Raw genomic sequence first — 23,791 nt, 5'->3', positions numbered from 1 at the left:
TCACACGATCTGGGCAAGCACGCCCGCAAGCGAAGACCTGCTGATGGGCAGCTTGACATAGCGGCCGTGCTTTGCGACCCTTGCGTCATGGGGCTGCGATCGCCCCACGAGGCCACGGCCGAAGAATCGCGTCCTTTAACCCGCTTGAACGGAGGACGCGCTGCCATGCCGTCATTTCTTGAAATCAACCCAGACAAGCTTAGCCGAATCGTCGGAACACCGGGTGCGCCGACGCTGATCGACGTTCGTATAGACGAAGACTTCGCCGCAGACCCAAGGCTTCTCCCCGGGTCGATCCGGCAGGACTACCGCAACGTCTCCGCATGGGCTTCCGGGATCACCGGACCGGTGGTGATCGTCTGCCAGCAGGGAAAGAAGCTCAGCCACGGCGTCGCTGCTTATCTGAGGCACGCCGGCAGACATGCCGAGGTTCTCGAAGGCGGCTTCGATGCCTGGAGGAAGGCCGGTGGCATGCTTGTCCCAGATGACAGAACGCCGCCGCGCGACGAGCAGGGCCGCACGGTCTGGGTGACGCGCTCGCGCCCGAAGATAGACCGGATCGCGTGCCCCTGGCTGATCCGCCGTTTCGTGGATCCCGCTGCCGTCTTCCTATTCGTTCCGCAATCCGAGGTCTCGCTTATCGGCGACCGCTTCGGAGCGACGCCCTTCGACATCGAGGGCGTGTTCTGGTCCCACCGCGGCGAACTCTGCACCTTCGACGTGATGATCGAGGAGTTCGGACTGAGGTCCGATCCTCTCCTCCACCTCGCCAAGATCGTCCGGGGCGCGGACACCGATCGCCCGGATCTTGCGCCGGAGGTACCGGGGTTTCTTGCTGCATCGCTCGGTCTGTCGCGGATGTACAACGACGATCTCGAACAGCTGGAAGCGGGAATGATACTCTACGACGCCTTCTACCGATGGTGCCGGGATGCGACCGACGAAACGCATAACTGGCCGAACGCAAGGGCGGGGCAATAACATGGCGACGATATTGAGCGAAGAAAGCAGACCAGATGCAGCGACCGGACACGACCTGCCGTTCTCTGAGGCGGTGAAGGTCTGGGCACGTGTCGCCGCTCTAAGCTTCGGTGGCCCAGCTGGACAGATCGCAGTCATGCACCGGATCATCGTGGAGGAAAAGCGTTGGATCGGCGACGACCGTTTTCTGCATGCCCTGAACTATTGCACGCTGCTGCCCGGCCCCGAGGCGCAGCAACTTGCTATCTACATCGGCTGGCTCCTTCACAAGACGAAGGGGGCTCTGGTGGCGGGAACGCTGTTCGTTCTGCCGGGCGCGGTCGCGATCATGGGCCTGAGCTGGATCTATGCGATCTTCGGCAACGTCGGGGCCGTGCAGGCGCTGTTCTTCGGGCTGAAGGCGGCCGTTCTCGCCATTGTGCTAGGTGCCGTCCTCCGCATCGGCAGCAGATCGCTGAAGAACAACGTTATGATCGCGCTGGCAGCGGCCGCCTTCTTGGCTCTGGCATTGTTCCAGGCGCCGTTCCCTCTGGTCGTCATCGTCGCGGGGTTGATCGGCTTCATCGGCAGCAAGGCAGGCTGGAAGGCCTTCGCCGCAGGGGGTGGTCATGGCAAGGCCGGTGGCAAACACCTCGCCGACGCCGACAGCCTGCTCGGCGAAGGAATTCCCGAACACACCCATCCGAACACGCGGTGGCTTACGAAGGTCGCCGTCGTCGGTGGGATCGCCTGGTTCGGACCCATCCTGCTTCTGTTCATCTTCCTCGGCCAGCACAATGTCTTCTCCGATATCTCCGTCTTCTTTTCGAAAATGGCGATGGTGACGTTCGGCGGCGCTTATGCGGTGCTGTCCTACGTGGCGCAAGAAGCGGTCAACCACTATGGCTGGCTGAAGCCGGGCGAGATGCTGGACGGTCTGGGTCTGGCCGAAACGACGCCCGGCCCGCTGATCATGGTCACGCAGTTCGTCGGCTTCCTGGGCGCCTACCGGTCGCCGGGCGGCATGTCTCCCCTGCTTGCCGGCACGCTCGGTGGCCTATTGACGACGTGGATCACCTTCGTCCCGTGTTTCCTTTGGATCCTGCTCGGCGGGCCATTCATGGAGACGCTCCGCCGCAACAAGGCGCTGTCATCAGCTCTGTCGGCGATCACCGCCGCGGTCGTAGGCATCATCCTCAATCTGGCGCTCTGGTTTGCCCTTCACGTTCTATTTTCCGAGGTCAGAAAGGTCGACGGCTTTGGGATGTCCGCCGACGTTCCCGTGCTGAGTTCGGTCAACCTGCCGGCGCTCGTGTTGACACTTGCCGCTGTCATTGCCGTCTTCCGTTTCAAGATGGGCATGCTGAAGGTGCTGGCGGCATGTGCCCTTGCCGGACTTGCCTATGGACTGGCATTTGGAGTTCATCCATGAATGGGACCGCTCCAAACGTCGCAATCGTCTGGCGCGGCGATCAAGACCAGCGGTCGCTACTACAGGATCGTCGATGAACTGGAGACTGCGGGGTTCACGCCGGAGCCTGCGGTGCTCGACGAGACATATGGGCTGGGGCATGGACACGCCGATCTATCGCTCGGTGGCAGAATTCCGCCAGTCGTTTCCGGTGATACTTACGACGAACGCCCCCTGAGTGCTGAAACGCAACCTCGACAATAACGGCTAGGGCGTCTGGACGGTCGAGCTCTACGATAAGACACGCGGCGGCACGTCCCTGCTTCGGGTACTGGAGGTAGCGGCTGGGAGTGTTCGGGAGCGGCTGCCGTAAGGCGTGATCCGCTCCTACATATGCCGCGACGAGATGGTGGGGTTCGGGCCTGAGGCGCTGCGGGGAGCGGCAGCATACCTTAGCCGCAGCAGGCGCTTTTTCCGGTCGATGGGCCACAGCACGGTTGAGCTTGGGTCTGCTGCTCCGCCAACCACCGATCGCGAGGTTTGCAGCTCGCTGGGCGTGGCGAGAGCTCGACATGGACCGCATCGCCGTGAAGTGTCGGCATCGAAGCGCAATAAAGCTGCATCGGCTGTACACCGTCACTGACTTCGAACGTCAACTTGGCCGTGTCGTCGAGTTGGACATGTTCCGTGACTTTGCGGATGATCGCGTAGAACTTACCCGCCAGCATATGCGTGCGGTCGCCTTCCTCGACATCCCAGAGCTGAATGAAAATCTCGTTCCAGGTTTCTGGATTGGCGCCGCAGTCGAGCGCCGAGAACTTCCCGGCCTTGACCTCTGTCACGTGATAGCCGGGCTTCACCTGTCGCCCATCGTAATGGAATACCAGCGGCGAATCCCTGTTGGCTGCAAGCACGCTCATGAGCTCCCCGAGGGAGATATCGTCCTTCTGCATTTTGCTGTTGTCGATCGCATTCATCTGCGCTATTCCTTGCTTAAATAATTCAAGGATTATTGAAATATGGATCAACGTCAAGCCCTCATCGCATTCGGCGCGCTGTCCCAAGAGACCCGTTTGCACATCATCCGCATGCTCGTGATTGCCGGTCCCGACGGCATGGCTGCAGGCGCTATTGCCGAAAAAGCCGAGGTGTCGCCGTCGAACGTCTCATTCCACCTGAAGGAGCTTGAACGCTCCGGCCTGATCGCGCAGGAACGCGAATCCCGTTCGATCATCTACACGGCGAACTATGAAGCGCTTGGCGGCCTCGTCCGCTTCCTGATGGAAGACTGCTGTTCCGGTCACCCGGAAATCCTCGCTCCGGCGGCGGAGGTAGCGGCCTGCTGCACACCTAAGATGGAGGAGAAACTGCAATGACGACCGACCGCGTTTACAACGTTCTCTTCCTCTGCACCGGCAACTCGGCCCGGTCTATTCTGGTGGAGTCGATCCTGAATGCGGAAGGCAAGGGCCGCTTCCAGGCCTACTCCGCCGGCAGCCAGCCGAAGAGCGAAGTCAATCCACACAGCCCGAAAGAGCTTGCCGTGCTCAGCTATCCGACAGAAGGTTTTCGTTCGAAGAGCTGGGATGAATTCGCAACTCCCGGTGCACTGGAAATGGATTTCATTTTCACGGTCTGCGACAGCGCTGTCGGCGAGGCTTGTCCGGTCTGGATCGGTGATCCGATGACGGCTCATTGGGGCGTCGAAGACCCTGCCGCGGTTGAAGGCAGCGAAGTGGAGATCGGCCGTGCTTTTGCTCAAGGTGCCCACTTCCTCAAAAGTCGTATCATGTCCTTCATCAGCCTGACTTTGTCCTCAATCGACAAGCTGGCGCTTGAAACGCATTTGCGCCGGATCGGCACGATGGAAGGCGCCAGCATCGAACAACCGAGGGTAGGCTGATGGCTGTTGCCCTTCATCGACAGGTGGTGGAAAGCCACGAGGAGAGCTTGCGTGCGGCACTAGCCGCCGCGGGGCTTCCCGTTGATGATCTCACAGATGCTGGCCGAAGCTTCTATCGGTTTTCACGTGACAGCGAGACGGTCGGCTTCGGCGGGCTGGAACTCCATGGCGAGGCCGCACTGCTACGATCCATTGTCGTGCTGCCCGCGCAGAGAGGCTTCGGGTTTGGCCATGCGATCACCATTGGCCTGCTTGATGAGGCTTATAGGAAGGGTGCGGGCAAAGCCTATCTGCTAACGGAATCGGCCGCGCCTTTTTTTCAATCGCTCGGCTTTCGTCCGATCGCTCGCAACAAAGCGCCGGCCGAAATCCTAGCCACGCGCCAAGCCGCAAGCCTGTGCGCGGCATCCGCTGCGCTGATGGTGCGGAGCCTTCTGAAGGACCCGATCCTGATCAATCGGCCGTTTGTCATCACGCCGCTCGCACGCCCATCGGAAGCCGAACTCGACATCCTTCCGGATACGCACAGAGACGCCTCCACCAAAGAAGATGACGAGAAAGTGCTCGATGACGGAGGCAAGCGCCTTGTCTGATCTGCCAGCCGCTTCGCCGAAAACGCTCCGGTCCGCTACCCAAAGCCACAATAACTGCGCGATGTGCCGGTCCGCTGAGTGGGCCAGGTCTGCGTCAGCCCGGAACGACACGGCGCGATGACCCGGATCATGACATCGCTGATCGACTGGGTCCCGCTCTCGGTCGGTCCGGTCCGCCCGACGCAAGACAAAACGCTGGCGATCATGCAGGTTTTGGGCGGTTCACAGTCCTTCAATGCACTATGCCAGATGCGCATCCTCGGCCGTTGGATGCGAATGATCACCATTCAGAACCAGTCGTCGGTGGCTAAGGCCTTCCAGGAGGTCGACGCCGACGGCCGCATAAAACCCTCATCCTATTATGACCGTGTCGTCGACGTCTGCGAGGAGTTCGTGAAGTTTACGCGGCTGACGTGTAACGCATCGGCCTATGTGGCCGATCGCGACAGCGAACGGAAAGAGGAAGCAGAGAAACTTGAACAGCGCGTGAGCCTCAAATCCATATGACGAAGATCAACATCGAACGGCCGCCTGTCGCCGCGATCCTTGCCCTCGGTCTCACGCAGATCATCGGCTACGGAACGCTCTATTACAGCTTCAGCATTCTCGCACCCGCCATGGCGCGGGATCTGAACTGGTCGTCGGAATGGATTTTCGGGGCATTGTCGGCTGCGCTCCTGATCGGCGGCCTAGCCGCCCCGACAATGGGAAAATGGATCGATCGCTTCGGGGCGGGCCGCGTGATGACGGGTGGCTCCGCAATCGCCGCCGCCGCACTGGTCGCCTGCGCTTTCTCATCCGGAAACGTCACCTTCGTCGCAGCGCTGATCGCGATCGAGACGGCATCCAATCTGGTGCAATATGGTGCGGCCTTCGCACTGCTCGTGCAGATCAATCCGAAGGTCGCACAGCGTAGCATTACCTATCTGACACTGATCGCGGGGTTCGCTTCGACAATCTTCTGGCCGATCACGACGGCACTGCACGCGCATCTGTCGTGGCAGGCAGTCTATCTGGTCTTCGCGGGGCTCAACGTCGCGATTTGCCTGCCGATCCATGCCTGGCTGTCATCCAGCGTCAGCAAGACCCGTAAGCAGGCCCCGGACCACCCAGCGAAACTTGTCGAGGCCAGCCTGCCGCCGTCGATCCGCACGCCAGCCTTCGCGTTGATGGTGACCGGCTTTGCCTTGGAAAGCTTCGTCAATGCCGCACTCCTCGTTCACATGGTTCCCGTGCTGTCGGGACTGGGGCTTGGAGCCATGGCCGTGATGGTCGGCACCCTGTTTGGTCCTTCACAGGTCTTGAGCCGCCTCACCAACATGGTGTTCGGAGGCGGGCTGTCGCAGTTGACGCTGGCGCTGATCTCCGCCGTACTCCTGCCCGCGGGACTGGCCCTTCTCATTCTGACGGCGCCGTCCGTAGCCGGCGCGCTGGTGTTCGCCGTCGTTTTCGGGCTCGGCTCGGGCTTGAGCAGTATCGTGCAGGGAACCCTGCCGCTCGCGCTGTTTGGCAGCGAGGGTTACGGGAAACGACAGGGACAGGTGCTGGCGATCAGGCTGGTGATTTCATCAACCGCGCCATTTATTCTGGCGTTCATGATGAAGAACATCGGGGTGTCGTGGTCACTGACGGTTGCCGCCGGGATTGGTGCCATTGCCGTACTCGCATTTATCGCGATTGGCCGGCTAATACACCTGGCTGAACGATTGCATCCCACTTTCGGCCGTGCTGAGACCTAGCCCCATATCCAGGCAAAGCTTGAAAAACTCCTCTGGCCCGTCGGCAACATCAAGCCGACATCTGCGCGTCAGGTCATATGCGGCTTTGCTTCTCGGAACGATATCGCCGGAGCTCACCTATTCGGGGTTGCCGACCTTTCCTCAAACGACCCTTTGCACGAGCCCTTGATGCGGGCTGATCGGTAGTCGGGGTCAGGGGTAGTACGTTCACGTCCGATCAGGCCAGCTCCCCATAAGCAACACCTCCCTCAGATCTTGGCGACGGCGCGAAGTTCTTCCGCCGAAGTCGTGGGAAGATCGAAGAATTCGAGATAGGCCGGGATCTGCTCGAACAACATATCGGTTCCGACCTGATACTCGCAGCCCCGAGCGCGGGCCGCAGCCAGAAACGGGGTTATTTCCCTGCTCAACACCACCTCGCCAACGAAGGCAGACGGCGCGATCCGGGCGACATCAAAAGGCAACGGGTCATCGTCATTCATACCAAGCGGTGTTGCGTTGATGACTATGTCATATCCGTTCGGATCGGTTGTCGCGCCCTCCACACGCAGCGTCGGATAATGCTGGTGCAGCCGGTCCACGAGGCCCTGCATCATGGGGATGGAAGCATCGGATAGCGCCAGTTCCGCCAATCCCGCGTTGGCCAGCGATGCGGCGATCGCCGAGCCCACGCCCCCGGCTCCAGCCATGATCGCCTTTTTTCCGGCGATCTCCCGTCCCCTGCGCAGCATACCGCGAACAAACCCTTCACCATCGAACATGTCGCCGACGAGGCGACCACCCGATCCGATCCGAACCGCATTGCACGCTCCCGCCACCTGCGCATTGGTGGAAATCTCGTCCAGCAATCCCATGGTCGTAATCTTGTGCGGCATCGTGATCAGGGCGCCGTGGATATTGGAAAGGCGAAAGATCAGTTTGAGAAAGGCCTGGTAGTCTTCGGGTCGGCATCCCATAGGCACCACGACCGCGTCGATGCCGTTTTTCTCAAAATAGGGATTGTAGATTAACGGTGCCTTGAACGAGTGCGTCGGGAAACCGAGATGTGCGATGAGTTTTGTGTTGCCGTTTATCATCGGCCTTACCTTCCGGCTATGCGCCCGCATCTCATCAATGTCGCCCGAGAATTTCGCCAAGGAACTTCCGGGTGCGTTCATGTGTAGGATTTGAAAAGAACTCGGCGGGAGGCGCTTCCTCAACGATCGCGCCACTCGCCATGAAGATGACGCGATCAGCCACCTGGCGGGCGAAACCCATTTCATGGGTCACACAGATCATCGTCATCCCCTCTTCGGCCAGTGCAATCATCGTATCGAGCACTTCCTTGACCATTTCCGGGTCGAGCGCCGAGGTCGGCTCGTCGAAAAGCATGGCCTTCGGCCGCATGCAGAGGGCACGTGCGATGGCGACGCGTTGCTGTTGCCCGCCTGAGAGCTGCGCCGGGTATTTTTCCGCCTGTTCGGATATCTTGACCCGCTCCAGCAACTGGCGGGCGCGATCCTCGGCTTGTGCCTTGTCAAGGCCGAGCGCCCTCATCGGTGCCAGCATGCAGTTTTGCAGCACGGTCAGATGAGGAAAGAGATTGAACTGCTGGAAGACCATGCCGACTTCGCGACGAACGGCATCGATCGTCTTGGATCCATGCCCGAGCATGATGCCGCCGACATGAATCTCGCCCTTCTGATAGGCCTCGAGATGGTTGATGCAGCGTATCAGCGTCGATTTTCCGCTTCCCGAAGGACCGCAGAGCACGATCTTCTCGCCCTTCGCCACAGTCATGTTGATATTGTCAAGGGCCTGAAATGCACCATACCATTTGCCGACACCGGACAGGCTGATCATGGGTTCGGTGGAATTTTCGCTGGTTGTGACTGTCTGGTTCATCAATGAAACTCCGGATTTCTCGACCCGCAAAGCCTAGCGGCTGGCGGTCAGGAACTTGCGCTCGAGATGGGCGCCGTAGATGGTCAGGGGGCAGCACATCAGGAAATAGAGAGCTCCGACCACACCGAAGACGGTCAATGGCTGGAAGATCTGGTTCGAGATGATGTTGCCGGCCCGGGTAAGCTCGGTGAAGCCGACGATCGAGGCGAGCGAGGTGCCCTTGATGAGCTGCACCAGGAAGCCGATCGTTGCCGGAAGTGAGATGCGTATCGCCTGAGGAAGGACCACGTCCTTCATCCGCGACACGTAACCGAGGCTCAAAGCCTTCGCGGCTTCCGTCTGGCCACGCGGGACAGCTTCGATCGAACCACGCCAGATTTCTCCGAGAAAGGCGCTCGCATGCAGCGTCAGGCCGACTGAGACCGCCGCCCATGCATCCATCTGGATACCGATCAAGGCAAGTCCGTAATAAACCACGAAAAGCTGCATCAGCAGCGGTGTGCCCTGGAAGATTGCGATGTAACCCGCTGTCAGTTTTTCAACGAAACCGATACCCGACGTGCGCGCCAAGGCCACCACCAGCCCGGCGATGCAGCCGCATACGAAGGCGACCACCGAAAGAGCGACCGTCCATTTGAGGCCTGCCAGAAGGAAAAGAAATTCTTCGTGTCCCATTCGATTTCCTCCTTATCTGACCGGGTAGCTGAAATAGCGTGCGGAAAAGAGCGCGAAGATACGCATCATCACCCACGAAATGACGAGGTAGAACGCCGTCACGGTGAAATAGACCTCAAAGCTGCGGAAAGTGTCGGACTCGATCCGCTGCGATACCGAAGTCAGTTCATAGGCCGAAATTGCAGATGCGATGCTGGTCGTCAGAGTCAACAGGATGAACTGGCTCGTCAGGGAGGGATAAATCGCTCGCAGGGCAGGCTTGAGAATGATGAGGCGGAAGACCTGAGCCTTGTGCAGCCCGAGAGCCAGCCCTGCCTCCATCTGCCCCTTGGAAATGGACTGCACGCCCCCCCTGATGATCTCGATGGCATAGGCACCGCCATTGATGCCGAGCGCTATGATCGCGGTTGGCGTCGGATCAAGCCTGATGCCAGCCAGCGGCAACGCGAAATAGATGAAGAAGATCTGGACCAGAAAAGGTGTATTTCGGATCAGCTCAACGAAAGCAATAACGAGCCAGCGCAGCGGCTTGAACGGCGATTGGCGCAGGATAACACCACCGATGCCGATCACGATCGCCAGAAGCATGCCGCATATCGCGAGCGTAAAAGTCCCGAGACAGGCCCATAAGAGGTTCGGCAGGCCTTCGATGACCGGAGTGAAATCAAGGGTGTAGTTCATGATATCTCCTGCGGTGCGTTCTCAGGAAAGCTCGACCATGCCGGCCATGGCTTCGATCGCCAGTTCATAACCGCGGGCACCAAAGCCGATCATGATGCCGGTCGCGGTGCGCGAAATCAGTGAATTGTGATAGATGCTTTCGCGTGCGTGCACGTTGGATATGTGCAGCTCTATCTTCGCGCCGTCGAAAGTCTTCAGGGCGTCCAGCAAGGCTATCGACGTAAAGGTATATCCTGCCGGATTGATGATGATGCCGCAGGCATCTTTCCGCGCCTGATGAACGGATTCCACCAGTTCACCCTCGAAATTCGTCTGGCGAAAATCGACAGAAAAACCCAAAGACGCGGCTTTCGCCTCGCATCTTTCCCGAATATCGCCAAGGGTTGTCGTGCCATATATGGATGGCTCCCGCTCGCCCAGAAGGTTGAGATTTGGTCCATTGAGAACAAAAATCGTCTTGCGCATGAAAAACTCCCGGCAGCACCGACGCTGGTGATAACCAAGCGCCGATGCTGGCACCCCAACCGGGTGCCGCCTCGCCAATTCAGGGCGTGCGAAGAGCCAAAGCTCAGTTCGCGGTGAATGAAATGCCTTCGAGGCTCGTCGGGAATTCCGGTACTGGCACCTTCATCCACTTGTCGTAGATTTTCTTCAGTTCGCCATTCGCCTTGATCTTGTCGATGAACTCGTTCACCGCGACGTTGATCTCTTTTTCGCCCAGGCGGGTGCAGGCTCCGTTGTAGAGCTTCTGGAATTCGAGCTTGTTCTCGAATTTACCCGGCACAGCCTTCTCGACGCGATCGAGATAGAAGATGTTGCCGCCGAGTGCGTCGACCTGACCGGAAGCTAGCGCCTGGACGCTAGCCGCGTCCCCGTCATATCGCCGAATGGTCGCGGTCGATGGCGCATTCTTCGTGACCTGGGTATCCTGAGCTGCCCCCTTCGCAACACTGATCGTCAGGCCGGCCATATCCTCGTTCGTCTTGATGACCTTGTCTTTGGGGCCGATCAGGACGATTGCATTCGCATTATAGGGCTGGCTGAACTGCACGGCTTTTGCGCGGTCCGGCAGCATCGCCATCGTTGCGAAAAGAATGTCTACACGACCCGACGTCAGCGCAGGAATGCGGTTGTTGACCTCGAGCGGGACGAATTCCACGTCGACACCGAGTTCCTTGGCGAATAGAGCGCCCATTTCGGCATCAAAGCCGTCCTGCTTGCCTGCACTCGTTACGAAGCCCCAAGGCGGGTTGTCCCCCTGGATACCGACGACCAGCTTACCCTTGGCCTTGATCTCGGCCGGGGTAACCGCTGCGGCAGGGTAAGATAGCGATGCTGCGGCAACAATTGCCGCGGCGCCCAACAAGGCGCGACGTCTATTCAATTTGAATTCAAACATTAGGGGCTCCTCCTCAAATAGCCAAATAGGCCCACCAGCTCTCCTCCAGCTGATAACGCGCCAAAATTGGCATAAGACCATTTTCAAATCAACATAGTTTTTCTATAATGTCTGATAAAATTTGTTTCGGCATTTATGTCGATAATCGAATTACGATTTTTCTGCATTACAAAAGGCGGATTGTTCCAGGAGGAGGAAATAATGAAAACATCGATTGCCACGGTGTCGATCAGCGGAGATTTTCCCGAGAAACTCGCAGCGATTGCGGCAGCCGGCTTCGACGGCGTGGAAATCTTCGAGAATGATTTCCTGGCCTTCGACGGCAGCCCGGTCGATGTCGGCCGAATGGTTCGCGACCACGGGTTGGAAATCACGCTTTTCCAGCCCTTCCGGGATTTCGAAGGCATGCCGGAGCCGTTACGAAGCCGCACTTTCGACCGCGCCGAACGCAAGTTTGATATCATGCAACAGCTCGGCACCGACCTCGTGCTCGTTTGCTCCAACGTTTCGCCTGCCTCGCTCGGCGGCATCGATCGGGCTGCATCGGATTTTCACGAACTCGGCGAGCGCGCGGCAAGGCGTGGACTTCGGGTGGGCTACGAGGCACTGGCCTGGGGGCGGCATATCAATGATCACCGCGACGCGTGGGAGATCGTGCGGCGTGCAGACCATCCCAATATCGGCCTCATACTGGACAGTTTTCATACCCTGTCGCGACGGATAGACGTCAATTCGATCCGTTCAATCCCGAAGGACAAAATCTTCATAGTGCAGATGGCAGACGCGCCGCTGATTGAAATGGATCTGCTCTATTGGTCACGGCATTTCCGCAACATGCCGGGCGAAGGCGACCTGCCGGTCACGGCGTTTACAGAAGCTGTCGCCGCCACCGGCTATGACGGCTATCTGTCGTTGGAAATCTTCAATGACCAGTTCCGGGGTGGCTCCCCAAGAACGATTGCAGCGGACGGTCATCGCTCGTTGATCTATCTGGGGGACCAGGTTCGTCGAAAACCCGACGCCTCGACGTTAACCGTTGCGAGCATGCCAGATCGCGCTGCTGTCAACGGTGTAGGTTTCATCGAGTTTTCAACCGACGAGAAGGATGCTGAAACACTTGCCGCCATTCTCAGGACGCTCGGCTTTCGCAGGACTGCCGTTCATCGCTCCAAGAAAGTCCAGATTTTCGAACAGGGTAAGATCCGCCTTTTGCTGAATACTGACGAGCAAGGCTTCACGAATGCGTCTTTCGCCGTTCATGGCACGTCAGCCTATGCAGTCGCTCTGATTGTCGATGATGCCGGGCAGGCATATGCGCGCGCTCGCGCGCTCGGCGCTGAGCCCTTCGAGCAGCCTGTAGGCCAGGGAGAAGCACAAATTCCGGCGATCCACGGTGTGGGGGGCGGACTGATCTATTTCATAGATGATAAAAGCGACCTCGGCCGGTTCATGGAGATCGACTTCACACCGGCTCCCGACGACGCACGCATCGCCTCAGCCCATCTCACCCATATCGACCACGTCGCCCAGACGGTTGCCTACGAAGAGATGCTGACCTGGCTATTGTTTTATACATCCATCTTCGAGGCCGCCAAGACGCCGGTGGTCGATATCATCGACCCCTCCGGAGTGGTGCGCAGTCAGGTCGTGGAAAACGGCACAGGCACTCTGCGGTTGACATTGAACGGAGCGGAAAATCGCCGCACGCTGGCCGGCCATTTCATCGCAGAGAGGTTCGGTTCGGGCATACAGCATATAGCGTTCCATACCGACGATATATTTGCGACAGTCGCGGCACTGCGCATCAACGGCTTCCAACCTCTGCCGATATCTCCGAATTATTACGAAGATATAGAGGCTCGCTTTGGCCTCGATCCCGCCCTGACCGAGCGATTGAAGGCCGACAATATCCTCTATGACCGGGACGATCATGGCGAATATTTCCAGCTTTACAGCACGACTTTTGGCGAAGGCTTCTTTTTCGAGATCGTGCAGCGGAGTGGATATCGCGGATACGGAGCGGCCAACGCCATATTCCGTATTGCAGCGTTGAAGAAGGCTCTCAGGCCCGATGGCTTACCAAGACTTTGATCAATGGTGGCGACATGTTGTCCGCGTCTGCTTACCTGCGATCGCACGGGTTTAAAAAAGCAAACAAAAGATGTATGAGGATCAAGAAAATCTATGAGATGTGCAAATGCTACCCGAATTACCAACCGAAACAGTTGCCGAAAACAGTTACAAGAGAATTCGGGCCGACATTATATTCGGACGCCTTGCCCCCGGGCAAAAGTTGAAACTCGAAAAACTCAAAGAGACCTATGACACCAGCGTCAGCACGCTGAGGGAAATTCTCAATCGCCTGGCCTCCGAGGGTCTTGTTGCGGCGGAGGGTCAACGCGGCTTCAACGTGGCGCCGATGTCATCGACGGATCTGAAAGAGATCGCCGCCCTGCGCCTGCTGTTGGAAACACATGCATTGGAACAGTCATTCGAAAGGGGTGACGTCGACTGGGAGGCCCGGCTCGTCTCGGCGCATTACAAACTCGCTCGCATGGAAAGCATCATGGCCAGCGGCGATACCAGTCAGACAGAAGATTGGAAACGGTACGATTGGGAATTTCATCAGGCCCTGATTTCCGCTTGCGGGTCTAGGCTGCTCATGGAAACCCATGCCGCCGTCTTCGACAAATACCTCCGCTACCAGATGGTTGCCCTCTCCTATCGTGGCGAGATTGCTGCAGATGAACACAGGCAACTCCTCAATGCCGCCCTCGAGCGAGACCAGGAGAAGGCAAAGAAAATCCTTGGCTTGCATATCCAGGGCGGGGTCGAGCATGCATTGGCGAGAAAGTCGCCGCTTCAGGATTGATCATGAGCGAAGAAAGATCAGGTGAGCACAAACACGTGAATGGCGTCAGCGAAAGCGTCACCGATGCGGTCTTCCGGAGGCTGCGCCAAGATATTATTCTTGGAATCCTGCCACCCGGCTCCAAGATCAAGCTTGAGAAGGCTCGCGAACGATATTCGATCAGCATTTCCTCACTGAGGGAGATCCTTTGCAGATTATCAGCTGAGAATCTGGTGCTTGCGGAAGGCCAGCGTGGCTTCGAGGTCAGCCCCGTATCCAGGCAAGAACTGACGGAACTTGCTGACCTTCGAATTGTGCTGGAATGTCATGCGATTGGCCTTTCATTCGCGGCAGGGGATCTTGAGTGGGAAGGCTCGATCGTGGCTGCGCATCATCGACTGGCTGCGGTAGAGCGCAGGCTGCTCGCCGGTGATGTTGCCCGCACGATCGACTGGGTCCAATGTGATTGGGAATTCCACAAGGCGATAGTTGCGGCAAGCAATTCCACAACGCTTCTGCAAAATTTGTCGTCGGTATTCGACCGCTTCCTTCGATATCATATGCTAGCCGGAAGTTTTCGAGGCAATGCAGTTGTCGATGACCACAAGCTTCTCTTTGAACGGGCGCTTGCGAGAGACGCGGATGGTGCAAAGCAAATAATAAAGGGCCATATCCAAAAAGGCGTTGACCACATCCTGAAGGAGCCACATTTCCTTCTACGAACATCATAGTCGCGAGTTTACAAGGCATTGAAATATCTGCCTCGTTTCACTTCATAGGTGGCACAGCGGGTATGTTGCATGGGTCAGCATATTCGCCTGCGGCGAAAGCCCGCGCCACGGAATTCACCGACCTCTATTTTCGCGCGCCGAGGGATGTTTCCGCCTACGTTGCCAGAGCAGGCACATCAAAGCCGAAAGCCCGCGTCAAATTCGCCAACGAGGATACGGCAGCTATGTGCCGGCTGCGACTGCGATATCACAGAGCCGTTTATTGAATGGTGGTTCCCATCAACCCTAAACAGGTTTCGCCTCCGCATCGGATGCGATTTTCATGGCCAGGCATCATACGGATCGCTTATTCGCCTATTTTTTTACCAATAAACGTGCTTAGGCAAATTTTAGGCAAAATCATTACCTCACGCACTGAATTTCATCACCGTTGAAATGATAATCGCGTCTACCTCCCGCATGAATACGAACCAAATAACTGATAATAAATATGAAACTGCAGTTTCATAAAAACTGGCATGAAACGTGCATTGCACATCCCGACTGAGCAAGCGCTCAGCACAATCAAAAAAGAGGGAACGCATGACACATGATTTCAGAAACACGTCCTCCGCTCTCGGCATTTTCGAAAGGTTGCGCTCTGCAAGGCTTCTAAGCTCCGCTGCATTGATGTTTCTGGCCATCAGCACAGGCGAAACACTGGCAGCTGGGACACTTCGTATTGGCATGACCGCCTCCGACATACCGCTCACCACCGGACAGACCGACCAGGGTGGCGAAGGCCAGCGCTTCATGGGGTACACGCTCTACAACGCCCTCATCGAGTGGGACCTTTCAAGCGCTGAAAAGCCGTCCGCACTGATCCCGGCACTTGCGACCTCCTGGGAGGTCGATCCCGCTGACAAGACAAAATGGACATTCAAGCTGCGCGAGGGCGTGAAGTTTCACGATGGCAGCACATTCGACGCTGCAGCAGTCGTCTGGAACCTCGACAAGCTACTGGTGACCGATGCGCCGCAATTCGACAAGCGTCAATCGGCACAGGGCAAGTCACGCATTCCGGCCGTCGCCTCCTACAAGGTCATCGATCCGCAGACCGTCGAAATCGTCACCAAGACGCCTGACGCGACGCTGCCCTATCAGTTGAGCTGGGTTCTCATGTCCTCGCCGGCGAACTGGGAAGCTCAGGGCAAGAACTGGGATGCTGTTGCCCAGAAACCGTCGGGCACGGGACCATGGAAGATGGAAAGCGGCTTCACGCCACGCGAGCGCGCTGAACTGACACCCAACATGGACTATTGGGACAAGGCACGCGTGCCAAAACTCGACAAGCTCGTGCTTGTCCCGCTTCCCGAGCCGAACACCCGCGTCGCCGCATTACGCTCCGGGCAGGTCGACTGGATCGAGGCTCCGGCACCGGACTCGGTCAAATCGCTGAAAGATGCCGATTTCAACATCGTCACGAATTCCTATCCGCACAACTGGACCTGGCACCTGTCGCGCGTCGAAGGATCTCCATGGAATGACGTCCGCGTTCGCAAGGCCGCAAACCTCGCTGTCGACCGCGAGGGCCTCAACGAATTGCTCGGTGGCCTGTCGGTTCCGGCCCAGGGTTACCTGCCACCCGGCCATCAATGGTTCGGCAAGCCGACCTTCAAGCTGGAATACAACGTGGAGGAAGCCAAGAAGCTTATGGCAGAAGCCGGCTACGGCCCGGATAAGCCCATCACCACGAAGGTTGTCATATCTTCCTCCGGTTCCGGCCAGATGTTGCCGCTTGCCATGAACGAATATATCCAGCAGACCCTCTCGGAAATCGGCATCAATGTCGAATATGAAGTCGCCGACTGGAACACGGTCATCAACATCTGGCGCGCTGGCGCCAAGGATGCGAGCGCGAAGGGTGCCACGGCCGTCAACTACAGCTACTTCATCCAGGATCCCTTCACGGCCTTGATCCGCCAGTCGCAGTGCAATCTGGCGCCACCGAACGGCACCAACTGGGGTTACTACTGCGATCCGGATATGGATGCCCTGTTCAATCAGGTGCGCACCACATTCGATGCGGCAGAGCAGGACAAGGTGCTCCAGAAAATCCACGAGAAATATGTCGATGACGCGCTGTTCCTCATGGTGACGCACGACGTCAATCCTCGTGCGATGTCCACCAAGGTCAAGGGTTTCGTACAGGCACAGAACTGGTTCCAGGATTTCTCGACGATCTCGATGGATCCGTGATCCTGCACAGCGGCAGGGCGGAAAACGAACTCGCCCTGCCATTTCCGATGCCTGATCTGACCCTCACGAGGACATCATGCTGCTCTACGCATTAAAACGACTGTTGCATGTCATTCCGGTCACCATCGGCGTGAGCATCGTCTGCTTCATGCTGATCCACATTGCACCCGGCGATCCGCTTGCCGCGATCCTGCCCTCGGACGCCTCCGCCGAGATGCAGGCGCAGATGCGCACATTTTACGGTCTGGACCGGCCTTTGCCTGTGCAATATGCGCTTTGGGCATGGCATGCGCTGCAAGGCGATCTCGGCACCTCAATCGCCACTGGCCGACCGGTGCTTGCCGACATCATCGATGCGTCGATCAACTCGATCATCCTCGCCGTCACGGCAGCGGTTATCGGCTTCATAGGCGGAGCGACACTCGGCTTTCTGGCTGGCGTCTTTCGCGGCGGCTGGGTTGATCGCCTGTCGTCGGGCATATCCATGCTCGGTGTCAGTGTGCCGCACTACTGGCTCGGCATGGTGCTGGTCATCACCTTCTCCGTGACGCTGGGCTGGTTACCGGCGATGGGGGGCGGGCCCGGCGGCTCATCCGGCCGAAGCTTCAGCTGGGACTATCTTCAGTACCTTGTATTGCCGGCAATCACCATGTCGGTCATTCCGATGGGCATCATCGCCCGTACGATCCGCTCGCTCGTGGCGGACATCCTCGCACAGGATTTCACTCAGGCGCTCGCGGCCAAGGGACTGATGCGGGGGCGTATCCTGCGCCATGTGGTGCGCAATGCCGCGCCCACCGCACTCTCGGTCATGGGGCTGCAACTCGGATATCTTCTTGGTGGATCGATCCTGATCGAGACGGTGTTTTCCTGGCCTGGCACCGGCTTCCTGCTCAACGGCGCGATCTTCACCCGCGATCTACCGATCCTGCAAGGGACCATCCTCGTGCTGGCAATGTTTTTCGTCGTCCTCAATCTCATGGTCGACGTGTTGCAAAGCGCCATCGATCCCCGCATCCAGAGGAGCTGACAATGGTCGCCATTACCGCAGCATCTGACATTTCCGCCGAGAAAATCGCAAAATCGCCCGGCTTCTGGAGCGGCGTTCTCAGTCGCCTCTGTCGCGATCCGGTCGCGATGACGGCGCTGGCAATTCTTGTTCTTCTGGTTCTGATCGCCATCTTCGCTCCTTATCTGGCACCCTACGATCCAGCCAAGGGTAGCGTGATCCGCCGTCTGAAACCGATTGGAACGGAAGGTTACATTCTCGGCACCGATGAACTGGGCCGCGACATGCTCTCGCGTCTGATCCATGGCGCAAGGCTGTCACTGATCATGGGCGTCGTGCCTGTTCCGATTGCATTCGTGATCGGTTCGGCGATCGGCATCGTTGCCGGTTATGCCGGGGGACTGACCAATACGCTCATCATGCGAACGGTCGATGTGTTTTATGCCTTTCCGTCGGTGTTGCTCGCCGTCGCACTGTCAGGTGCGCTCGGTTCGGGAATCACCAATGCGCTCGTGTCTTTGACGGTCGTGTTCATTCCGCAGATCGCCCGCGTTGCCGAAAGCGTGACAACGCAGGTGCGCAAGCTGGATTACGTCGATGCCGCCCGCGCATCCGGCGCTCCCGCCTTCACCATCATCCGTGTTCACATTCTTGGAAACGTGCTGGGACCGATCTTTGTCTTCGCCACAAGCCTGATTTCGGTTTCGATGATCCTCGCATCTGGCCTTTCTTTTCTCGGGCTTGGCGTGCGCCCGCCGGATGCCGAATGGGGGCTGATGCTGAACACGCTGCGCACCGCCATCTACACCAATCCCTTCGTCGCGGCACTTCCCGGCGTGATGATCTTCATCACCTCGATCTGCTTCAACCTTTTCTCAGACGGGCTGCGCTCAGCCATGGACGTGAAGTCATGATCAGCATCGTTGGAAAACCGGCTTTCGAAGTGCCCGTGGGTGAAAGGGGTGGCCCCGCCCAGCCGTTGATTTCCGTTCGCGGTCTTCTCAAGCACTTTCCCGTCAAGGGTAGCGGCTTCCTCAAGCCGAAAAAGGTGGTACGCGCCGTAGATGGCGTGGACTTCGATATTCTCAAGGGCGAGACACTCGGCGTGGTCGGGGAAAGCGGCTGCGGCAAGTCCACGACGGCCCGGCTTCTCATGCAATTGATCGCGCCGGATCAGGGGGAAGTCCTGTTCGATGGCGAAACAGTTGGAGGTACCCTACCGCTTTCGGCCTATCGCCGTCAGGTCCAGATGGTCTTTCAGGATAGCTACGCCTCCCTCAATCCGCGACTGACGATCGAGGAATCCATCGCTTTCGCTCCGCAGGTTCACGGGACACCAGCCGCAAAGGCGATTGCAACGGCGCATGACCTGCTGCACCGCGTAGGTCTTGAGCCGTCGCGTTTTGCCGGACGCTATCCTCATGAACTGTCCGGAGGCCAGCGTCAGCGCGTCAATATTGCCCGTGCACTGGCACTCGAACCCCGTCTTGTCATTCTGGACGAAGCGGTCTCGGCTCTCGACAAGTCAGTGGAGGCACAGGTCCTGAACCTGCTTCTGGACCTCAAGCGTGATTTCGGACTGACCTATTTGTTCATCTCGCACGATCTGAACGTTGTTCGCTTCATGTGCGACAGGGTGATGGTCATGTATCTCGGCAAGGTGGCTGAGGTGGGCAGCCGTGAAGCCATTTACGGTAACACGAGCCATCCCTATTCGGCTGCATTGCTGGCGTCCATGCCGAAGATGGACCCCGCCGAGCGAACCGAAGAGCCGCCGTTGACGGGCGATCCGCCCAACCCGATCGATCCGCCTTCCGGATGCCGGTTCCACACACGCTGCAGTTTCGCGGAGGATGTCTGTCAGCGCACGATACCGCCATTGACCGATATTTCGAGCGATCAGGCAGCAGCCTGCCTGATGGCGACGCCCGGCTCCGGCCACAGCCGCGCGCCAGCAGTGATGGAGGCATGACAATGCAGAACGACGCGATGATTGATATCCGCGATCTCTCGGTGACGTTTAGGCGCGGTGGCAAGGCGATAAAGGCCGTCAACGGCGTGAGCCTGTCCGTGAAGCCGGGCGAGGTAGTCGCACTGCTTGGCGAATCCGGCTCTGGCAAGAGCGTGACGATGCGATCCTTGCTGCGGCTCCATCCCAAGGGAACTCTGATCGAGGGAGACATGTCGGTCGATGGCCGCGATGTGATGGAGCTTTCCAATCGCGTCCTTTCCGATCTTAGAGGCGCTGTCGTCTCCATGGTGTTTCAGGAACCACGTCTGGCACTCGATCCAGTCTACACGGTTGGCAGCCAAATCGAGGAAACCATCATGCGGCACGAAAAGGTGTCCCGCTCGGTCGCGGCCGAACGGGCCCTTGCACTCTTCCAGAAAGTTCGCATTCCGTCGCCAGAGCGGCGCCTTGCCAATTATCCGCACGAAATGTCGGGCGGCATGCTCCAGCGCGCCATGATCGCCATGGCGCTTGCCTGCAATCCCAAGGTTTTGCTGGCCGATGAACCAACGACGGCACTCGATGCCACAGTCCAGATTCAGATATTGCTGCTCATCCGTGAATTGCAGAGAGAATACGGGCTATCGGTTATCTTCGTCACCCATGATATCGGCGTCGCGGCCGAGGTGGCAGACCGTATCGCGGTGATGTATGCGGGTCGCATCGTGGAAGAGGGATCGGTTGGCGATATCATCCGTAATCCGCGTCATCCCTACACCCGAGGCCTGCTCGGCGCACGCGTCGAGCTGGCCGAAGGACGCGACCGGCTGATCACCATCCCCGGCGCGCCACCCGATCTGGCAGCCATGCCGCCCGGCTGCGCTTTCGCACCGCGATGCACGCAGGTTACCGATATCTGCCGCACAACGATACCGCCGCTCGTACCACTTTCCAACGGAGCGGGTGTCGCGTGCCTAGCGGCGAATTGAAAGCGCTTTAATAAGAGGTTTTTGACCCTTGCAACCAGACAGACAAGGCGGGTGCATCGACTTGACGCCCCGAAAATCATGAAACGCATAGGACTGATCAACCCGAACACCTCAAAGGCCACAACACAGATGATGACAACTATCGCCAGTGGCTATCTGCCCGACGGTTTTGTGATCGAGGGACGGACGGCGGTGCGTGGCGTACCCATGATCCTCAACGATGTCGAGCTGGCCGCTGCGGCCGATGGTGTCGTGGAGATGGGGCTGGAGCTGGCTGGCCAGAGCGACGGCCTGATCGTCTGCGCTTTCGGCGATCCGGGACTGGAGCAGCTTGCGGCGGTATCCGGCATCCCCTCAATTGGCATCTGTCAGGCAAGCATGCTGGAGGCCTCCGCCGGCGGACGGCATTTTGGGATCGCGACGGTAACGCCGGATCTTGTGGGAAGCTTTGCGGCGAAAGCAAAGACCTTTGGCCTGGCGTCGCTGTTTACCGGAACACGCTTGACGACGGGAGATCCGTTGCGACTTGCTTCAGATCCAAAATCCCTTCTTACCGCACTGGAGATCGCAGCTCGGGAATGCTTCGAGCAGGACGGCGCCGAGGTTGTCATCATCGGCGGTGGACCGCTCGGGCAAGCTGCCGATGACCTTCAACGCGTCCTATCCGCGCCGATCATAGCCCCGATCCGCTCAGCCGTAGAGTGGCTGGTCCGGACACTGGAAACCGAAAGCGACATATCCGTCGCCCGAGGGTAAAGGAGAGCCGGAGGCAGACCTTGCAACCCGTCGCTTTTTCTGTTGCAAGCCATAAACGAGCGGCTGAAAGATGCCGTAGTGATATTTCGGCGGAGCATCCCGTGCCTAAGGAAAAATCGTTCCTGTTTCGCGTCAGGGAAGCCCTGCCGGATCTCCACCCCGCAGAAAAGCGGATCGGGGAATTTGTCTGCGATTTTCCCGGCGAGCTTGCGAGCTATTCCGCCCAGGAACTTGCAGCGCTGGCGCATGTGTCGAAGGCCACCGTTACCCGGTTTATCCAGCGGCTTGGTTACGAGAACTACGAGGAGGCCCGCCGTCATGCACGTGCCGAGAAACAGACCGGCTCCCGCCTGTTTCTGGAACGCTCCGCCGATACGTCAACCATGCAGTCGGTCAAAGCGCATGCAGCTCAGGGCATCGCGAATATCGAAGCAACCTTCCTTTCAATCTCGGACAGACAGATCGAAACTGCTGCCGAATGCATGCTGCAGGCGCGCAAAGTTTGGGTCATCGGATTCCGTAGCAGTCAGCCGTTTGCGGTCTATCTTCAGTGGCAGTTGACCCAGGTCATCGAAAACATCGTTGCCATACCCGGCCCTGGTCAGACGCTGGGAGAACATCTCGCCAGCATACAGGAAACCGATATGGTGGTGTTCTTCGCAATGCGCCGCCGCATTGCCCAGATGGATGCCATTCTCGATCAGATCAAGAAATCGAACGCGCGGCTGCTCTACGTGACCGATGAGGGTGCGCCTTTCGATAGCGGCGCCACCTGGCATTTCCAGTGCCAGACGCTCGCTCCCGGCCCGTTGTTCAATCACACGGCGGTCATGGCGCTCTGCCATGTGCTGATCACACGCTGCTTCGAGAAGGCGGGGACGGCCGGAAGCAGGCGCCTCAGACGAATAGAGACGCTGAACGAGGGACTGGAAGAACTTTGAGCAGACCTGCTTTTTTCACGGTTCGACGTTTTGGGCGTCAGTGCTCTTCATTCCACGTCATTGTGTAACGTGTTCCCTTGCTCTGTTCCGGATGGGTATGTGTCTGCTCGACACGCGCATTGATGTTCTGCGCCATGGCCATGATCAGCTTCGTGCCGAGGCCTGTTCCCCGCGGGGACGCACCGGCTTTGGATCCAATCCCGTCGTCTTCAACAATCAGGACATATTTTCTGTCCTCTGCCGATAGCTGAACGCGAACCGTTCCAGCCTGATCGGGATAAGCATATTTCAACGCATTGGTCAGCAACTCGGTGATGATGACGCCAAGCGCAACGGCGTGGTCTGCCTTGAGGCTGACATCGCAGAGCGAGGTTTCGACCGTGATCGCGGAAGATCCGGGAACGGCCTGGAACAGATCGCTGATGATGGAACTCAGGTATGCGTTAAGCGAGACAAGACCGATATTGTCGGTGCTGTAGAGGCTGCGGTGAACGCCGGCAATCGCGGCTATTCTGCTCTGCGTTTCCAGCAGTGCCGTCTCGGCTTCCTCTGACTTGAGGGTGTTGATCTGCAAACGGATCATGGCCGATACGAGGGACAGACTGTTGGCGACACGATGGTTCATCTCCTTGACCATCATTTCCGCGTGTTCCTTGGCCTTCACAAGCAAACGGTCGGCTTCTTCCTTGGTCTGCCGCAACCGATGATTTTCCAGAGCCTGATTTATGGCAGTGACCAGAAGCGGGAAAAAATCATCCCCCACATTCTTTATCACGTAATCGGCAGCTCCGGCTTTTATCGCATCGATAGCGATCTGCGCCTCATTAGAGCCCGTCACATAAAGGACAGGCGCGCGGGCAGTCATCGACCGGCTTGCAGCGAGAAACTCCATTCCGGTCGTCGTCTGGAAGTAATGATCGAGCACAACGACATCGAAAGTCTCGCTCTCGAAGATTTCGAGCCCCGCAGCCACGGAAGCGGCATGCACGACGTCCATGCCGTGACGTCCCAGAACGCGGCTGGAAAGCCGCACGAGAGCCGGATCGTCATCGACATATAGAACGCGCAAAATGGTCATGC

General features: G+C 58.2%; 24 protein-coding genes and 3 pseudogenes. 19 read left to right on the top strand and 8 right to left on the bottom strand.

Translation table 11 applies throughout. The annotated features are described in order from the left end of the window. The first annotated feature begins 165 nt into the window (after positions 1 to 165). From N7578_RS02620 to N7578_RS02610, 3 genes are read left to right on the top strand one after another with little or no spacing between them, the layout of a single operon-like run. Positions 166 to 981: a sulfurtransferase/chromate resistance protein gene (locus N7578_RS02620; protein WP_311108753.1), complete on the top strand. Its 816-nt coding sequence runs from the start codon at positions 166 to 168 to the stop codon at positions 979 to 981. A 1-nt stretch (position 982) separates the two neighbouring features. Beyond that, positions 983 to 2,392, top strand: coding sequence for a chromate efflux transporter (gene chrA / locus N7578_RS02615; RefSeq protein WP_311108752.1), 1,410 nt, complete (start codon positions 983 to 985; stop codon positions 2,390 to 2,392). Further along, entirely contained in the window at positions 2,393 to 2,635 is a 243-nt protein-coding gene (locus N7578_RS02610; RefSeq protein ID WP_311108751.1) for a hypothetical protein, read from the top strand. Between the two features lie 188 nt (positions 2,636 to 2,823). Here the strand turns inward: N7578_RS02610 and N7578_RS02605 are convergent, their stop codons facing one another. Further along, positions 2,824 to 3,348 (bottom strand): DUF6428 family protein, encoded by a 525-nt coding sequence (locus N7578_RS02605; protein WP_311108750.1) that lies wholly within the window; start codon positions 3,346 to 3,348, stop codon positions 2,824 to 2,826. Positions 3,349 to 3,390: 42 nt separating this feature from the next. On the opposite strand from N7578_RS02605, the gene N7578_RS02600 reads away from it, so the two are divergent. From N7578_RS02600 to arsK, 6 genes and pseudogenes are all read left to right on the top strand, one after another. Next, positions 3,391 to 3,747, top strand: a complete 357-nt coding sequence (locus tag N7578_RS02600; RefSeq protein WP_311108749.1) for a metalloregulator ArsR/SmtB family transcription factor — start codon at positions 3,391 to 3,393, stop codon at positions 3,745 to 3,747. Then, the gene (locus tag N7578_RS02595) at positions 3,744 to 4,274 is read left to right on the top strand and encodes an arsenate reductase ArsC (protein WP_311108748.1); all 531 of its coding nucleotides are present in this window, start codon (positions 3,744 to 3,746) and stop codon (positions 4,272 to 4,274) included. The genes N7578_RS02600 and N7578_RS02595 overlap by 4 nt, the downstream gene beginning before the upstream one ends. Next, positions 4,274 to 4,708: pseudogene (arsN2, locus tag N7578_RS02590) on the top strand (arsenic resistance N-acetyltransferase ArsN2); the annotation flags it as partial. The gene N7578_RS02595 and the pseudogene arsN2, both read left to right, overlap by 1 nt. Beyond that, a pseudogene (locus tag N7578_RS23745) lies at positions 4,709 to 4,867 on the top strand (arsenate reductase (glutaredoxin)); the annotation flags it as partial. An 81-nt stretch (positions 4,868 to 4,948) separates the two neighbouring features. Beyond that, positions 4,949 to 5,374 (top strand): annotated as a pseudogene (locus N7578_RS02585) (NAD(P)H-dependent oxidoreductase); the annotation flags it as partial. Continuing rightward, the gene (gene arsK, locus N7578_RS02580; protein WP_311108746.1) at positions 5,371 to 6,606 is read left to right on the top strand and encodes an arsenite efflux MFS transporter ArsK; all 1,236 of its coding nucleotides are present in this window, start codon (positions 5,371 to 5,373) and stop codon (positions 6,604 to 6,606) included. The pseudogene N7578_RS02585 and the gene arsK, both read left to right, overlap by 4 nt. Positions 6,607 to 6,854: 248 nt before the next feature. Here the strand turns inward: arsK and N7578_RS02575 are convergent, their stop codons facing one another. From N7578_RS02575 to N7578_RS02550, 6 genes are all read right to left on the bottom strand, one after another. After that, complete coding sequence (locus N7578_RS02575) at positions 6,855 to 7,682, bottom strand: shikimate dehydrogenase (protein ID WP_311108745.1); 828 nt, start codon at positions 7,680 to 7,682, stop codon at positions 6,855 to 6,857. A gap of 34 nt (positions 7,683 to 7,716) precedes the next feature. Continuing rightward, positions 7,717 to 8,490: an amino acid ABC transporter ATP-binding protein gene (locus N7578_RS02570; protein WP_311108744.1), complete on the bottom strand. Its 774-nt coding sequence runs from the start codon at positions 8,488 to 8,490 to the stop codon at positions 7,717 to 7,719. A gap of 33 nt (positions 8,491 to 8,523) precedes the next feature. Next, positions 8,524 to 9,165 (bottom strand): amino acid ABC transporter permease, encoded by a 642-nt coding sequence (locus N7578_RS02565; protein WP_311108743.1) that lies wholly within the window; start codon positions 9,163 to 9,165, stop codon positions 8,524 to 8,526. Between the two features lie 12 nt (positions 9,166 to 9,177). After that, positions 9,178 to 9,846: an amino acid ABC transporter permease gene (locus N7578_RS02560; RefSeq protein ID WP_311108742.1), complete on the bottom strand. Its 669-nt coding sequence runs from the start codon at positions 9,844 to 9,846 to the stop codon at positions 9,178 to 9,180. Positions 9,847 to 9,867: 21 nt separating this feature from the next. Beyond that, positions 9,868 to 10,311: a type II 3-dehydroquinate dehydratase gene (locus N7578_RS02555; protein WP_311108741.1), complete on the bottom strand. Its 444-nt coding sequence runs from the start codon at positions 10,309 to 10,311 to the stop codon at positions 9,868 to 9,870. 103 nt (positions 10,312 to 10,414) lie between these two features. Beyond that, positions 10,415 to 11,245, bottom strand: coding sequence for a transporter substrate-binding domain-containing protein (locus N7578_RS02550; RefSeq protein ID WP_311108740.1), 831 nt, complete (start codon positions 11,243 to 11,245; stop codon positions 10,415 to 10,417). A 201-nt stretch (positions 11,246 to 11,446) separates the two neighbouring features. On the opposite strand from N7578_RS02550, the gene N7578_RS02545 reads away from it, so the two are divergent. From N7578_RS02545 to N7578_RS02500, 10 genes are all read left to right on the top strand, one after another. After that, positions 11,447 to 13,336 carry a TIM barrel protein gene (locus N7578_RS02545; RefSeq protein WP_311108739.1) on the top strand — a complete coding sequence of 630 codons (1,890 nt, stop codon included), beginning with the start codon at positions 11,447 to 11,449 and terminating at the stop codon, positions 13,334 to 13,336. A gap of 106 nt (positions 13,337 to 13,442) precedes the next feature. After that, complete coding sequence (locus N7578_RS02540) at positions 13,443 to 14,117, top strand: GntR family transcriptional regulator (protein ID WP_311108738.1); 675 nt, start codon at positions 13,443 to 13,445, stop codon at positions 14,115 to 14,117. Between the two features lie 2 nt (positions 14,118 to 14,119). Continuing rightward, positions 14,120 to 14,827 carry a GntR family transcriptional regulator gene (locus N7578_RS02535; protein WP_311108737.1) on the top strand — a complete coding sequence of 236 codons (708 nt, stop codon included), beginning with the start codon at positions 14,120 to 14,122 and terminating at the stop codon, positions 14,825 to 14,827. A 669-nt stretch (positions 14,828 to 15,496) separates the two neighbouring features. Next, on the top strand, positions 15,497 to 17,065 hold the full coding sequence (locus tag N7578_RS02530; protein WP_311110031.1) for an ABC transporter substrate-binding protein: 1,569 nt from the start codon (positions 15,497 to 15,499) through the stop codon (positions 17,063 to 17,065). A 76-nt stretch (positions 17,066 to 17,141) separates the two neighbouring features. Next, positions 17,142 to 18,095, top strand: a complete 954-nt coding sequence (locus tag N7578_RS02525) for an ABC transporter permease (RefSeq protein WP_311108736.1) — start codon at positions 17,142 to 17,144, stop codon at positions 18,093 to 18,095. A 2-nt stretch (positions 18,096 to 18,097) separates the two neighbouring features. Next, entirely contained in the window at positions 18,098 to 18,988 is an 891-nt protein-coding gene (locus tag N7578_RS02520) for an ABC transporter permease (protein ID WP_311108735.1), read from the top strand. Next, the gene (locus N7578_RS02515) at positions 18,985 to 20,046 is read left to right on the top strand and encodes an ABC transporter ATP-binding protein (RefSeq protein WP_311108734.1); all 1,062 of its coding nucleotides are present in this window, start codon (positions 18,985 to 18,987) and stop codon (positions 20,044 to 20,046) included. The genes N7578_RS02520 and N7578_RS02515 overlap by 4 nt, the downstream gene beginning before the upstream one ends. Before the next feature lie 2 nt (positions 20,047 to 20,048). Continuing rightward, positions 20,049 to 21,014 (top strand): ABC transporter ATP-binding protein, encoded by a 966-nt coding sequence (locus N7578_RS02510; RefSeq protein ID WP_422646657.1) that lies wholly within the window; start codon positions 20,049 to 20,051, stop codon positions 21,012 to 21,014. Positions 21,015 to 21,092: 78 nt separating this feature from the next. Next, a complete protein-coding gene (locus N7578_RS02505; RefSeq protein ID WP_311108732.1) occupies positions 21,093 to 21,770 on the top strand; it encodes an aspartate/glutamate racemase family protein in 678 nt (225 codons plus the stop codon). A gap of 101 nt (positions 21,771 to 21,871) precedes the next feature. Next, on the top strand, positions 21,872 to 22,711 hold the full coding sequence (locus tag N7578_RS02500; protein WP_311108731.1) for a MurR/RpiR family transcriptional regulator: 840 nt from the start codon (positions 21,872 to 21,874) through the stop codon (positions 22,709 to 22,711). A gap of 37 nt (positions 22,712 to 22,748) precedes the next feature. On the opposite strand, the gene N7578_RS02495 is transcribed toward N7578_RS02500, so the two are convergent. After that, on the bottom strand, positions 22,749 to 23,789 hold the full coding sequence (locus N7578_RS02495) for a histidine kinase dimerization/phosphoacceptor domain -containing protein (RefSeq protein ID WP_311108730.1): 1,041 nt from the start codon (positions 23,787 to 23,789) through the stop codon (positions 22,749 to 22,751). Positions 23,790 to 23,791: the final 2 nt, after the last annotated feature.

Origin of the sequence: Agrobacterium tumefaciens, from assembly GCF_031801495.1 — a bacterium.
GTDB lineage: Bacteria > Pseudomonadota > Alphaproteobacteria > Rhizobiales > Rhizobiaceae > Agrobacterium > Agrobacterium tumefaciens_K.
The sequence above is the reverse complement of the archived record's forward strand: the minus strand, read 5'-3'. Positions and strand labels throughout refer to the sequence as shown.

Coding starts and splice junctions, on each gene's coding strand:
- N7578_RS02620 (WP_311108753.1), top strand. CDS start 166: ATGCCGTCATTTCTTGAAATCAACCCAGACAAGCTTAGCCGAATCGTC.
- chrA (WP_311108752.1), top strand. CDS start 983: ATGGCGACGATATTGAGCGAAGAAAGCAGACCAGATGCAGCGACCGGA.
- N7578_RS02610 (WP_311108751.1), top strand. CDS start 2,393: ATGGGACCGCTCCAAACGTCGCAATCGTCTGGCGCGGCGATCAAGACC.
- N7578_RS02605 (WP_311108750.1), bottom strand. CDS start 3,348: ATGAATGCGATCGACAACAGCAAAATGCAGAAGGACGATATCTCCCTC.
- N7578_RS02600 (WP_311108749.1), top strand. CDS start 3,391: ATGGATCAACGTCAAGCCCTCATCGCATTCGGCGCGCTGTCCCAAGAG.
- N7578_RS02595 (WP_311108748.1), top strand. CDS start 3,744: ATGACGACCGACCGCGTTTACAACGTTCTCTTCCTCTGCACCGGCAAC.
- arsK (WP_311108746.1), top strand. CDS start 5,371: ATGACGAAGATCAACATCGAACGGCCGCCTGTCGCCGCGATCCTTGCC.
- N7578_RS02575 (WP_311108745.1), bottom strand. CDS start 7,682: ATGATAAACGGCAACACAAAACTCATCGCACATCTCGGTTTCCCGACG.
- N7578_RS02570 (WP_311108744.1), bottom strand. CDS start 8,490: ATGAACCAGACAGTCACAACCAGCGAAAATTCCACCGAACCCATGATC.
- N7578_RS02565 (WP_311108743.1), bottom strand. CDS start 9,165: ATGGGACACGAAGAATTTCTTTTCCTTCTGGCAGGCCTCAAATGGACG.
- N7578_RS02560 (WP_311108742.1), bottom strand. CDS start 9,846: ATGAACTACACCCTTGATTTCACTCCGGTCATCGAAGGCCTGCCGAAC.
- N7578_RS02555 (WP_311108741.1), bottom strand. CDS start 10,311: ATGCGCAAGACGATTTTTGTTCTCAATGGACCAAATCTCAACCTTCTG.
- N7578_RS02550 (WP_311108740.1), bottom strand. CDS start 11,245: ATGTTTGAATTCAAATTGAATAGACGTCGCGCCTTGTTGGGCGCCGCG.
- N7578_RS02545 (WP_311108739.1), top strand. CDS start 11,447: ATGAAAACATCGATTGCCACGGTGTCGATCAGCGGAGATTTTCCCGAG.
- N7578_RS02540 (WP_311108738.1), top strand. CDS start 13,443: ATGCTACCCGAATTACCAACCGAAACAGTTGCCGAAAACAGTTACAAG.
- N7578_RS02535 (WP_311108737.1), top strand. CDS start 14,120: ATGAGCGAAGAAAGATCAGGTGAGCACAAACACGTGAATGGCGTCAGC.
- N7578_RS02530 (WP_311110031.1), top strand. CDS start 15,497: ATGTTTCTGGCCATCAGCACAGGCGAAACACTGGCAGCTGGGACACTT.
- N7578_RS02525 (WP_311108736.1), top strand. CDS start 17,142: ATGCTGCTCTACGCATTAAAACGACTGTTGCATGTCATTCCGGTCACC.
- N7578_RS02520 (WP_311108735.1), top strand. CDS start 18,098: ATGGTCGCCATTACCGCAGCATCTGACATTTCCGCCGAGAAAATCGCA.
- N7578_RS02515 (WP_311108734.1), top strand. CDS start 18,985: ATGATCAGCATCGTTGGAAAACCGGCTTTCGAAGTGCCCGTGGGTGAA.
- N7578_RS02510 (WP_422646657.1), top strand. CDS start 20,049: ATGCAGAACGACGCGATGATTGATATCCGCGATCTCTCGGTGACGTTT.
- N7578_RS02505 (WP_311108732.1), top strand. CDS start 21,093: ATGAAACGCATAGGACTGATCAACCCGAACACCTCAAAGGCCACAACA.
- N7578_RS02495 (WP_311108730.1), bottom strand. CDS start 23,789: ATGACCATTTTGCGCGTTCTATATGTCGATGACGATCCGGCTCTCGTG.